Origin of the sequence: Corynebacterium belfantii, from assembly GCF_041898185.1 — a bacterium.
In the GTDB taxonomy this organism is placed as follows: Bacteria; Actinomycetota; Actinomycetes; order Mycobacteriales; family Mycobacteriaceae; genus Corynebacterium; species Corynebacterium belfantii.
On sequence record NZ_CP157823.1, the window covers coordinates 1,819,075 to 1,831,436 of the forward strand.

Annotated in this window: 11 protein-coding genes; 2 read left to right on the forward strand and 9 right to left on the reverse strand. The window is 50.1% G+C overall.

All coding sequences use genetic code 11. The annotated features are described in order from the left end of the window. Nucleotides 1-21 precede the first annotated feature (21 nt). The 8 genes from murF to ABMV07_RS09055 form a co-directional block, all read right to left on the reverse strand. Nucleotides 22-1,512, reverse strand: a complete 1,491-nt coding sequence (gene murF / locus ABMV07_RS09020) for a UDP-N-acetylmuramoyl-tripeptide--D-alanyl-D-alanine ligase (protein ID WP_197690066.1) — start codon at nt 1,510-1,512, stop codon at nt 22-24. A 53-nt stretch (nt 1,513-1,565) separates the two neighbouring features. After that, nucleotides 1,566-3,107: a UDP-N-acetylmuramoyl-L-alanyl-D-glutamate--2,6-diaminopimelate ligase gene (locus ABMV07_RS09025; protein WP_197689472.1), complete on the reverse strand. Its 1,542-nt coding sequence runs from the start codon at nt 3,105-3,107 to the stop codon at nt 1,566-1,568. 107 nt (nt 3,108-3,214) lie between these two features. Beyond that, nucleotides 3,215-5,239, reverse strand: coding sequence for a peptidoglycan D,D-transpeptidase FtsI family protein (locus ABMV07_RS09030; protein WP_088267246.1), 2,025 nt, complete (start codon nt 5,237-5,239; stop codon nt 3,215-3,217). Nucleotides 5,240-5,269: 30 nt separating this feature from the next. Further along, nucleotides 5,270-6,043 (reverse strand): hypothetical protein, encoded by a 774-nt coding sequence (locus ABMV07_RS09035; protein ID WP_088267245.1) that lies wholly within the window; start codon nt 6,041-6,043, stop codon nt 5,270-5,272. Nucleotides 6,044-6,100: 57 nt separating this feature from the next. Continuing rightward, entirely contained in the window at nt 6,101-7,120 is a 1,020-nt protein-coding gene (gene rsmH / locus ABMV07_RS09040; RefSeq protein ID WP_088267244.1) for a 16S rRNA (cytosine(1402)-N(4))-methyltransferase RsmH, read from the reverse strand. Nucleotides 7,121-7,302: 182 nt separating this feature from the next. Continuing rightward, nucleotides 7,303-7,734 (reverse strand): division/cell wall cluster transcriptional repressor MraZ, encoded by a 432-nt coding sequence (gene mraZ / locus ABMV07_RS09045; RefSeq protein WP_088267243.1) that lies wholly within the window; start codon nt 7,732-7,734, stop codon nt 7,303-7,305. A 549-nt stretch (nt 7,735-8,283) separates the two neighbouring features. Next, on the reverse strand, nt 8,284-8,676 hold the full coding sequence (locus tag ABMV07_RS09050) for a DUF3040 domain-containing protein (RefSeq protein WP_088267241.1): 393 nt from the start codon (nt 8,674-8,676) through the stop codon (nt 8,284-8,286). 120 nt (nt 8,677-8,796) lie between these two features. Then, nucleotides 8,797-9,222 carry an SAV_6107 family HEPN domain-containing protein gene (locus ABMV07_RS09055; RefSeq protein ID WP_234913930.1) on the reverse strand — a complete coding sequence of 142 codons (426 nt, stop codon included), beginning with the start codon at nt 9,220-9,222 and terminating at the stop codon, nt 8,797-8,799. Between the two features lie 191 nt (nt 9,223-9,413). Between ABMV07_RS09055 and ABMV07_RS09060 the strand changes: the two genes are divergently transcribed. Next, nucleotides 9,414-9,992 carry a GNAT family N-acetyltransferase gene (locus ABMV07_RS09060; RefSeq protein WP_088267239.1) on the forward strand — a complete coding sequence of 193 codons (579 nt, stop codon included), beginning with the start codon at nt 9,414-9,416 and terminating at the stop codon, nt 9,990-9,992. Here the strand turns inward: ABMV07_RS09060 and ABMV07_RS09065 are convergent. After that, entirely contained in the window at nt 9,989-10,972 is a 984-nt protein-coding gene (locus ABMV07_RS09065; RefSeq protein ID WP_088267238.1) for a methylenetetrahydrofolate reductase, read from the reverse strand. The genes ABMV07_RS09060 and ABMV07_RS09065 overlap by 4 nt on opposite strands. Nucleotides 10,973-11,172: 200 nt before the next feature. On the opposite strand from ABMV07_RS09065, the gene ABMV07_RS09070 reads away from it, so the two are divergent. Continuing rightward, a complete protein-coding gene (locus tag ABMV07_RS09070; RefSeq protein WP_196977063.1) occupies nt 11,173-12,348 on the forward strand; it encodes a polyprenyl synthetase family protein in 1,176 nt (391 codons plus the stop codon). Nucleotides 12,349-12,362: the final 14 nt, after the last annotated feature.

Consider the following 12,362-nt stretch of genomic DNA (forward strand, 5'->3'; position numbering starts at 1 on the left):
GATTCACCTGTCATTCTTTCTTTATTTTGAAGCTAAAATCTCTGCGGTTTCCCACAAACGATATGCATTAGATGCTTTTACAAGAGCTACGTCTGCAGAACCCATATTCTGATCAAGAAGATCTGCTGCTTCTGCGGTATCGAGAGCCATAAGTGTAGTCACATTGCTGCGTCGGGCTCCATCTGCCAATGCCAAAGAATCGGCAGAGTCTCCGACAACGATCAATCCATGCACATTCAATTCACCGAGGAGCCTGCCAATCTCTTCGTGTGCCGCAACCGCCTCCTCCCCTAGCTCGCTCATGGGACCCAACACTGCCCACGCGTGCGAGGCATCGCCCTTGAGTGACTTGTTGTGAGCAGTAGTGGAAAGCGCCGTAAGACCGGCACGCATCGACTCAGTGTTGGCGTTATAAGCATCATCGATGATGGTTGCGCCATCGCTGCGGTGCATAAGAGCCATGCGGTGCGCAGAGGCACCAACGTGGCTGCTCAATGCTTCGGCAATATCCTCAATGGTTATGCCTGCCGCATATGCCGCCGCTGCAGCTGCCAGTGCGTTGGAAACTTGATGCTGGCCAGCAACTTGGAGCGTTACGACGTTCTCCGCTTCGCCGATGTGGAGGGTAAAACGAGCACGCGCATAATCGTCAAGTTCAATATCCGCGGCATAAACATCCGCGTCCTGCGAATTCGCAGAAAAAGTGATCACCTTCGCATCAGTTCGAGTACGCATACCTGCAACGAGATCATCATCTGCATTAAGTACAGCCACACCGTCGTGAGGAAGTGTCTCCACTAATTCGCCTTTGGCTTGAGCAATAACTTCGTGCGAACCAAATTCGCCTAAATGCGCGGTGCCAACATTGAGCACAACGCCGATTTTAGGAGGAGCAATCTGTGCTAGATGCGCTATGTGGCCAATGCCGCGGGCAGACATCTCCGCTACAAGATAACGGGTCTGTTCGGTACAGCGTAAAGCTGTATACGGATGCCCGATCTCGTTATTAAAAGATCCAGGAGGGGCCACTGTAGGGGCCTGATTACTCAGAATTGACGCCAACATGTCTTTGGTCGAGGTTTTACCTGCCGAACCAGTTACACCAATGACGGTTAACCCCTGAATAGTCAACGTATCGATGACTTTTCGCGCAATAAGTCCCATACCTTGGAGAACAGCCGCAACTGAACCGTCTTCATCATGTTTAGTTGCGTAACTGTTGGCCGATTGCTGTTGACCAGTCGCAGGTGGCACCACAATAGCGGGCGCTAATCCAGAATCGATCTTCACAGGATGCGCTACCAATGCTGCTGTAGCGCCACTTTCTAACGCAGCTGGCACGAAATCATGGCCGTCGACACGCGCTCCGGCCAACGCCACAAACAAAGAACCTTCCGATACCTTGCGCGAGTCAAATTCCACAGGTCCCGTCACTACGGTTTCTGGATCAGTGCCTTGTGTGAGTGTTCCACCCACGATACGTGCGATCTGTTCAACAGTCAGATCAATCATTTTCTCAAGTCCTTAAAAACAATGAAGTGCGATGAAAACCGGCTATTCATCCATTAATCGAGGTCGAATCCACGATCATGCAGAGCAGCTGCTACTTCCTCACGATCATCGAAGTGATGATCAACTCCGTTAATGAGCTGACCAACTTCATGGCCTTTTCCAGCAACAATGACGGCGTCGCCAGGCTGGGCCCATTGCGCTGCAGTACGAATTGCTTCTCTACGATCTCCGATTTCACGGATATCTGCTGATCCCGCAACACCATGGGCACCTTCTAATACTGCCGCACGAATTTTCGCAGGATCCTCCGACCTAGGGTTATCGTCAGTCACAATGACCAAATCTGCTCGACGCGCTGCTTCGGCGCCCATAATTGGACGTTTGCTGGAATCACGATCGCCGCCTGCTCCTACAACGACCGCAATTCGTCCTGGAACTTGGTCACGGACTGTATCTATAACTGCAGCTACGGCTGCTGGTTTATGGGCATAGTCCACGACAACAAGGAACTCTTGACCTCGATCAATGCGCTCCATACGTCCTGGAACTGCAACGTCGGCAATGCCACGAATAAAGGTGGCTTTATCAACACCCACGGATTCTGCCAAAGCCAACGCAACGACTGTATTCGCAATATTAAAGTCACCAGGCAGTGGCAAATGCACATCCGTTGACTGTGCGCCATGATGCACGATAAATGACTGCGCGCCGACAGGATTAACGTCGATATTGCTTACCCAGTAATCAGCTTGGTGGGCAGCTGCCTCTTGTTCAGTGCACACAGTGATGGCGTCTGCTCCAGCACGCTCAGCCATGTTTTTGCCCCAGCGATCGTTTACGCACACAACAGACTTTTCAGCGTGTATCGGCGAAGCTGGGTCAAAGAACTGCGCTTTAGCCTCGAAATACTCTTGCATCGTAGGATGAAAATCGAGATGATCCTGTGAGAGGTTGGTAAAGCCAGCTGCACTAAACCGTGTCCCTGTTACACGCTCCAACGCCAGCGCATGGCTAGATACTTCCATCACCACGTGGCTTACGCCTTCTGCCTTCATTTGACTAAAGAGCTGCTGCAGCGTGGGAGCTTCAGGGGTTGTCAATTTAGTAGGGACTTTTCGCCCATTGATACGAGTTCCAGTAGTGCCAATCAACCCGACGTGTAAGCCGGCTGCCATCAAACCGCGCTCAAGGATATAACTCGTCGTGGTTTTACCGCTGGTTCCGGTCACACCAATGATGGTCAATTCGTGAGAAGGGTGCCCATAAATTTCCGCACTGAGTATTCCTAGGACTCGGCGAACATCGTCTACCTCGATAATGGGACGTTTCTCACCGGAATCCACAAGTATTTGGGTTCCCTCGTGATCGCTTAATACAGCTAGTGCTGCCGCTGCTTTTCCTTGGCTAGCGTAGTGAGCTCCATGAGTTTTGGTACCTGGAAGTGCAGCAAAGATTGCGTCGGCTGGTAGTTGTAATGAATCCAGTCCAATCGCCGAAATCTCTGTTGCACCCGCTGTAGTTTCTCCCACTAGACGTCCACCAGCAAGTTCAGTAAGACGTTCGAGAGAACATGAATGCGGAGATTGAGTAGGCAAAACGGCCCCTTTCTACACGCTCTCGCCGAGGATAGGCAGGAGCTTTAATTCCAAAGTGAACACGAGGTTGTGTGTTAAAAAGCTGAACGACTTTGCATCTTCTCTGGTTATTGAGCCTGCAACACGAGTTGTCCTTCCATTGGTGGCGAAAGTGGAACATTATCACGATCAAGGATCCACGATGCGATGTCGTGGAACAATGGCGCAGCCGATTGTCCTCCTTCGCCATGGACACCGCGATGAGGCTTGTCGAGCATAAGCGCTACAACAAATCGCGGATTATCCGCTGGGGCAATCCCCGCAAAAGTGATCCAGTAATTCGAATTCGAATAAGCACCCGTGTTGGGATCTACTTGCTGAGCAGTGCCGGTTTTACCACTGACTTGATAGCCATCGACAGCTGCACCTGCACCAGTACCACTATTGATTCCAGTGGGGTCTTTTTGCACTACACCACGGAACATATCAACAACAGTACGCGCGGTTTGAGCAGACACGACTCGGGTTTCTGCAGGTGGCTGTTGTTCGACTTCGTTTCCAGAGGAATCCACTACTTTTTCAATAATGCGTGGTTCGATTCGCTGCCCATCATTGGCCAAAGCTTGATAAATACCTGCCATTTGGAGCAGTGTCACAGACATGCCCTGTCCAATTGGAAGGTTTGCAAAGGTTCCGCCAGACCACTGGGAAATGTCGGGTAGGAGGCCCTGTGACTCTACGGGAAGTTCGATACCTGTATTTTGTCCGATTCCAAAGCGATGAAGAAGATCGTTAAATCGTTGCTCTCCTAATCGCTGCGCAAGCATGAGAGTACCTACGTTCGAGGACTTACCGAAGATACCAGTTGTGGTATACCCAACTGTTCCATGCTCCCACGCGTCCCGCACGTTTACGCCGGACATCTCGATGCTGCCAGGTACTTGCAAAACTTCATCTGGGGTTGATTTGCCGTCTTCAATAACTCCCGCAGCGGTAATGATCTTGGCAACCGATCCAGGCTCAAATGGTGAAGAAATGGTGGTGTTCTCAAAAGACTTATTGTCTTTGAGCTGCTTTTCAATATCACCATTTGGGTTGATCGTTCCGGAATTTGCCATGGTAAGAACTTTTCCGGTCTTCACATCTAGCACTACTGCAGAGGCACTTTGGGCACCGGAATTAGACACTGCTTGTTCCAATTGCTGCTGCACATAGGTCTGCATGTCTAAGTCTAACGTCAAAATGACATTGGCCCCGTTAGTTGCGGGGACTTCATCGCGTAGCGAACCTGGGATTACTTCTCCACTTGCAGCGACATCAAGAGTTTTGCGTCCGTCAATTCCTGAAAGCACAGAATTATTCGATGACTCGAAACCAAACTGGCCTTGTCCATCTTGACTAATCTTGCCAATCACGTTTTCTGCGACAGCACCATTCGGGTACTGACGGATCTGTTGGAGATCAGCGGCGATACCATGAAATTTCTGCGCAATGTTTTCGGCCACATCTGGGTCAACGTTTCGAACCAAAACCTCATAGCTAGTATCAGCTTTTAGTTTTTTCAGAATGTCTTTTGACTTGATGTCGTTAGCGGATGCTTCCGAGTCTTTGATGATCTTCGGAATTTCGTTTGAATACTCTTCTAGGTAACTATCTACCTTGTCTTCAATCTTTTTCTTCCGCTGATTTTCATCCCAACTGGAATACTCTTTTTCTTCCTGCAGCTCGATCTTGGCAGTGTATTCAAGCTCTTTGCGCAATTGCTTTGGCGAGGCCGTCAGCGATCGAGCTTGCATTGTATATGCCAACAATTGTCCTGTGTTGTCATAAATCTCGCCACGACGAGCAGCATCGACAAATACTCGAGTGCGCTGTGCAGATGCTTTTTCTGAAAGATCCGGTCCCCAAACGAGTTGTACCCAACCAAGGCGCGCGATAAGTATGGCCGCTACCAGCACAACTAGTAGACGAAAAACTCTAAAACGATGATGCGATACTACGGAGTCTTGAGTACTACGCTGCCGAGCATTTACCTCGCGCTTAATTTTCAGATCCTCATTTTTCACACCTGAAGTCGTGGAGAACCGATGCGAATGGTCCCGACTCGACCACGAAGGTCTACCGTGGAATCGATCAGGGTTGCTCGAATTCACTCCTAGATCCGCCTCACTAAATTGGTTGGCTTAACGATGAACAGTTGGTGCGTACGGTGCAACGACTGAACCGTTCGCAGATTCATTTGCGCCTGTATTGACTCCGTTCGAGGCTACCCCAGCTCCACCGTTAGCAGCGGGTGCGCCATTACCAACCGGCGGAACTGCGTTGAGATTTCCGGCAACTTCACTGGTTTTATTGGGATCACTTGATGCACCCTTAGGCGCAATGCGATCACCATTGACGTCGACAACTGGGTGAGTTTTCTCGCCCGGTTCTCGCTGAACTATCACTTCGCCCTCAGGCTGTGGAAGCAAAATTCCCGCCTGATCCGGTACAACTAATCCCATTTCTTGAGCGCGTCGCGCAATGTTGGCAGTCGAGGAAGCATTTTCGACGTCCCGATTAAGCGTCTCAATCTGGTTAGACAACGTATTTTCGTTTGCACGCAGCTGCGTCATCGCAAAGGTTTGTTCCGTTGAGATTCCCGAAAGGTACAGTGAAACCGCAACACTTGAAACCAGCATCACGATGATTCCTACTACCCTTCTAACATTCGCGGGCGCTACTGCAGCTCGGGGAGCTTCGTTACGACGTCCTCGATGCGAGAACACCTGACGAGAACCAGCGGTGTTTCTAAAACTACGAGAACGAAGCGGGCGTTCTTCTACTCGCTGCGCATTGTAGCCAGCTCGAGAACCAGAGCGATCGTAGGTCAACGTCTGAGTTCCGGTTGTCGACCCCGTACTCAGATCTCGAGAACGGTGGCTGGCCTCCCTACGCGCACGGTCGGTCATGGTCATCTCTAGGTCACCCCAAAACTACTGCGTTTGTTTGTGTCATTGCGATTTTTGATTTCTCTACAGAGCTTCGATTGCTCGAACTCTTACTGATGCAGCGCGAGGATTTTCCTCGATTTCCGCGTCAGTAGCTTTTTCTGCACCACGGGTCACTACTTTGAATTTGGGCGCATATTCCGGTAGCTCCATGGGAAGCCCCAGCGGCGTTTTCGAAGTTGAAATGTCTACGAAGTAACGTTTGACAATTTTGTCTTCCAACGACTGGTACGACATGAACACCGCTCGTCCACCTGTAGCCAAACGCTGCGTAATCTCAGGAAGTACATTCTCTAGAGATTCCAATTCTCGGTTGACCTCGATCCGAAGCGCTTGGAACGTTCGCTTGGCTGGATGACCACCAGTACGACGCGTAGCTGCAGGAATCGTCGCGTAAAGTAGCTCAACTAGCCGAGCCGAAGTTTCAAATGGTTTTTTTTCACGCTCTCGCACTATTGCACTTGCAATTTTTCCTGCAAAACGCTCATCACCATAGGTTTTAAGGATTCGCGCTAGCTCGCCATGGTTATAGGTATTCAACACATCAGCTGCAGTGAACCCGATCGTGTTATCCATGCGCATATCTAGTGGCGCATCAACACGGTAGGCAAATCCTCGCTCTGCTTGATCAAGCTGCATTGATGAAACCCCGAGGTCGAAAAGCGCACCGCTGATACCTTGCTCCAGTGCAGTAGCTGCAATGGGGTTTCCAGATTGAGCCAGTTCCTCTATTTTCGAAGCAAATCGATCGAAACGGGTGTGAATACCGAGGAATCGATCACCAAATTCTTTTAGTCGTTCGCGCGCCGAAGCCAAAGAGTTAGTATCACGATCGAGGCCTATAACTCGAGCTTCTGGGAAGCTGTCAAGAAAATACTTGCTGTGCCCACCAGCGCCAAGAGTGCCATCAATAATGACAGCATCTGACCCCATCGCTGTAACCTTAAGCGCAATCAGCTCAGCCATTCTGGCTCGAAGAACTGGGACGTGACCATGGTTTTCCTCAACATCGAACGAAAACTCTTGCGGCTCACCGTGAGTCATTTATCCCCTTTCTCGAGCTTATTCATATGCCCTGAGACACATGTTGTTGGGTCTTTAGGTAGTAAAGGCGGGGTCTACACAGAGCCCTGACTGGTACGCTCCATGCTCTGATATCGGGGAAGTACACCAGAGCACGGCGTCCAGTCAGAGTTCATGCGTATACTCCGCATACTCACACTGACTTAAAGGAAATCACCAAGGAACTCACCTTCCGCAGAAGAGAAAGCAGCCTCTGTTTCCTCTTGGTATGCAGCCCAAGCAGCCGCATCCCAAATCTCTAGAAAGTCCACAGAACCAATCACCACACACTCTTTAGACAAGCCTGCGTATGCACGATGTGCGGCAGAAAGAGTGATTCTTCCTTGCCCATCGGGACGCTGTTCGTCTGCACTCGCCGCGAGATTACGAATAAAGGCTCGTGCCTCAGGATTAGTCCTTGACACAGCAGCAGCTTTCCGAGCCCGTGCAGCAAACTCTTCCCGAGGGTATACGGCTAACGAATGATCTTGCCCCTTCGTAACCATTAACCCTCCAGCTAATTCCTCACGAAATTTCGCTGGAAGAGTGAGACGGCCTTTGTCATCAAGCTTGGGGGTGTAGGTACCCAAAAACATGGGATACGGCCACCTCCCTTTTTTTTGCAGCTCCATGCCATCCGCGTCGCTAAACAGCAGTGGTATTTAATTCTGTTTTCCATCTACGGTTCACACCACAAAGTTCGATAAAACTTCGCGTTATAAACCTCTTCGGCCAAGTACCTTTTGGTTAAAAAGAAAACCCGACCTCGCGTCACGGAATGAGCTAAAACACACCACACCGCTTCACTGCAGCCCACTCTACCCCACTTTTCCCCACCTTCTACACCACAATTTGCAATTCCCTATCAATCCCCCAAACAAAAACTTCCACTACCTGCAGTTTTTACGATGGGGAACGCTCCCTAAACTTCCAAAAAAAATATTGAACTATGCCAAAATACACCCCCACACCCCAAGAAACACCCAAAACATCAATAACTTAGCCCCCAACAAACACATTGATAGTCTCCCAAAAAGTAGATGTGGGGAAAAGTGGGGAGATTTTGGGAACCTCTCCCATAAAGAACTCGGGTGTCATCACTTTTTCAGTGATGACACCCGAGTGGTGCGCGCTACCCGATGAATTTATCCTTCGAAACGCTTACGGAAGTTCTCTTCCATCCGGTCGGCGATTCCGCCTTTAGTTTTCTGTGACATGTTCTTAGATCCTCGCGGAGCCGAAGCAAATAATTCTCCTCTGCCCTTAGAACCACGAACAAACCAGATACCTCCCGCTAGCATCACGATAAATCCTGCAATCGCCAATGCAATAAACCAGAGAGTGTGCTGGCTAAGAGCCACTCCACCAACCAACATAACGAGGCCCAACACCATAATGGCCACAGAGCGCAAAACTCCGATGCCTAGACCACCATTAACTCCTACTCCATTAACAGAGGCGCCAAATTTGGGATCCTCAGCCAAAAGAGATCGTTCGATCTCCCTGAGCGCACGCAGCTCATGATCAGAAAGCGCCACCGTGACCTCCAAGTCTTGGTTACAAGTAAAAATAAACCGCTTTACTAGGTACTAACGCTCACTCTAGTAGGTAAGTTCCCCACGAGGTAAGAAGCCAAGAATCGAAACACCCCTAGATGGTCAGGCAGCCTCTTGCCCTGGATATTCACCTGCCAAAAGATAAACGATAAACTCATCTACGAGGAGCTGTAAGCGATGCACTACCTCAACAGAAACCCCTGGATCAATACCACTAACCACACGAGAACGAGTGCGCGAAAACTTTTGAAACCGATCGGCCCATTGGATACCTTCTGGGCCAATCATCCGGAGATGATCCCACACATTAGATGACTTACGCTTCCGAGAAGCGATCCGACTGCACGTGACCATCGCCCCCGCGGCACGCAGCCCCGCCCTGTACGCATACTCCAACGCGGAAGCGTTATCTCCTTGTGCCTCCCACTTCCGCGATTCATTGAGCATTAATTCAGCCTTAGCTAAAAAGTCATGACCCTTGCCACTTTTACCGGCGAACCGTGTTGTTGCAGAAATAATGACCGACATGACCGTATCCCCTTTCATCTTGAAGCTTTGTGTCGACCATAGAAAACAGTTCCAACACCTAAAGCTCATTCTACCATCATTATGGAACATTTGTTCGATATTAGTGGTAAATTATCCACCGGTACCAAATCTTGCGAAACCGAAAAGATGCATGATCAACATCCCTACAGTCCGCTAAAAGGTGTGGTTTGATGGTGTACGTGGCCATCACTATCGTTCGAGTTTCTGGATCAGCCTTTAGCTACCATTGCCCTGATTTCGTACGACTCTATATCGAGGCAATGGGTTACTCACCGACAATTGCTCCAGCACGAATTCGAGTATGGCGTAGTGCCATTACCGAACAAGGCTTCGTCGCCGTGTGTGCCATTGATGATTCTTCTGACAATCCTGCAGCATTTGGTGAAGGCATCGTAGGAATCGGCTATGGTTTCACCGGCCGATCCGAGCACTGGTGGGATCGACAAATCCACCGTGGTTTGGCTGAACAAAAATGTCCCCCTATTGCTAGGCGATATTTCGAGCTTGCAGAATTACATGTATCTCCCCGTGCGCAAGGACAGGGAATCGGCCGAAGCTTACTCCATGCACTCATCAAGCACTGTGGCCATGAGCTAATACTGCTATCTACCCCTGAAGTACCTGACGAAAAAAATGCCGCATTTCACCTCTACCGCTCTTGCGGTTTTGACGACCTCCTTCGGAATTTTATGTTTGAAGGAGATCGTCGCCCCTTCGCCGTTCTACAGCGGAAAGCCCATCGCAATTAGCGAATAGCGTCGTGGCCTTGCTGTGTTCCCCACGCGGGCGCCATACCAAGATTATGGAGAACTTCTTGGGTCGCTCGAACATAATTCATGGTCATGAAATGGATGTCTGGGACCCCTTCAGAAATAAGGCGCTGTGCCATCTCAGTAGTGACTTCGATTCCTACTTTGCGAATATCGTCGCGATGAGCTTCCTCATCGCCGCGCGCTGTGTCGAGAAGCCGTTTTTCTAAAACCTTAGGCAAGGTAGCACCTGCTAATTCCATCTGCCTACGAACCGACCTCAAGCTGGTAATGGGCATAAGTCCTGGAATGATCGGCTTTGATCCGTGTTCAGGATCAGCCTTAACCAAGCGATCTCGCAGTCGTAAATAGTGATCGACATCAAAAAACATCTGGGTAATCGAAAACTCTGCGCCAGCTCGCAGCTTTTCCAATGTAAATTGCGTATCCGCCTCAATGCTAGGCGCTCGGTAGTGCCCTTCTGGGAAACTAGCAATTCCTACCTGAAAGTGTGAGGTCTGCTCAGTCTTGCGCACTAGGTCGATCAAATCTTTGGCATAATCTAGGCCGCCTGCGGTAGGAACCCACGGAGCCATCGGGTCAGTGCCAGGGGGATCGCCTCGCAAGGCAAGTAAGTTAGACAACCCATGGGACGCATAAGTACACAGAATTTCTTCTAATTCTTCTTGGGTGTGTTCCACAAGCGTAAGATGAACGAGCGTGGTCAACGGATGACGAGAAAGCTTGTGCCCGACACGCATTGTACGCTCGCGGCTAGATCCGCCTGCACCATAAGTAACGGAGACAAAAGAGGCGCCTAAGTCGTGAAATGCTTCGGCGGCTTTCCAGAGTCGCTCTTCTGCTGCCTCATCTCGTGGCGGCATAAACTCTACAGAAAACGGAACCTGGCCCGGTGTTGGCATGGAAATGACATCGGTGATCGTGCGCTGATACGCAGCAGGTAGCGGTTGTGCAGACATACGGGCGTATTGTATGGGAAAAATTGAAAAATATTGCCACCTTGAAGGATTTTATTCATTTTTACTGTAGGTTGCCGTTACTTGCCTTGGAAAGACAAGTAACCGATACAGCTCTTATTCACCGTTATTGACCAGCGCCGATACCACTATGCCCCCTAGTTTTCTTAGCTCTTGGCTTAGCTGCGCCCCCACCCTCTAATATGGGTTTAAAGTCTGCACCGAATTTACAGTTTTTAAGGAATGTGAACCAGTTGTCTACGCACCCCGCCGGTATCTCTGCATGCCATCACTCACTGCCTTCGTTTTCGGAGGTTCCAGCAGCAGTAGAAGAAGTACTCGCGGAGTTTTTCGAAGGCCGTAAACGCAAGGTAGCCAAGATCGGTGTTCCAGTAAGCAATGCGGTCGAGCTGCTGGTCGAATATGTCCTTGGCGGTGGAAAACGGATTCGTCCTACGTATGCGTGGGCGGGTTTTGTTGCGAGTGGCGGATTAACTAATAAGACGGAAGATCCCGGCGCGGTACTCACAGCAATTAGCTCGCTGGAACTGATCCAAGCGTGTGCGCTTATCCACGACGACATTATCGACGCTTCCGATACGAGGCGTGGTAATCCGACTGTGCACCGTGTTGCAGAACGCACCCATGCAGAATCCCATCGCTTGGGCGATTCCGCACGTTTTGGCGAGTCGATCGCAATTTTGGTTGGCGATCTTGCTATGGTGTGGGCGGATGATATGTTCCATAACTCTGGGCTCAGTGATACTGCGATTCGTCGTGCTTCGAATGCGTGGCGTGGCATGCGTACTGAAGTTATTGGCGGACAGCTTCTTGATATTTACATTGAATCCACTGGTAGCGAGAGCATCGAACTAGCGGAAACCGTCAATCGTTTTAAAACTGCCGCCTATACGATTGAGCGTCCTCTTCATATTGGTGCGGCGTTGGCGGGCGCTGATGACAAGACAGTTCACTGCCTTCGAAATTATGGCCGTGATATCGGCTTGGCGTTCCAGCTTCGCGACGATCTTCTAGGTGTATTTGGTGACCCAAGTGTTACGGGTAAGCCAGCTGGCGATGACTTGCGCGAAGGAAAGCGCACGGTATTAGTGGCCAAGGCATTAGAAATCTTGGAGTCTGTGGGCTCGATCCACGAGGCGGAAACGATTCGTCGTGACTTAGGTGCAGTGTCGGGGGCCGAAGATATTGCACAATTGGCTTCGATTATTCGCTCCTCTGGTGCCGCCGATGCGGTGGAAGAGCGCATCGCAGCCTTGCGAACTTCTGGTCTTGCACACATTAGCAATGATGTTATTGATGTAGAGGCCCAAGATTTTCTAAAACACCTAGCTATCAAGGCTACGTCGAGAAGCTTCTAATTCCCCGGAGATCA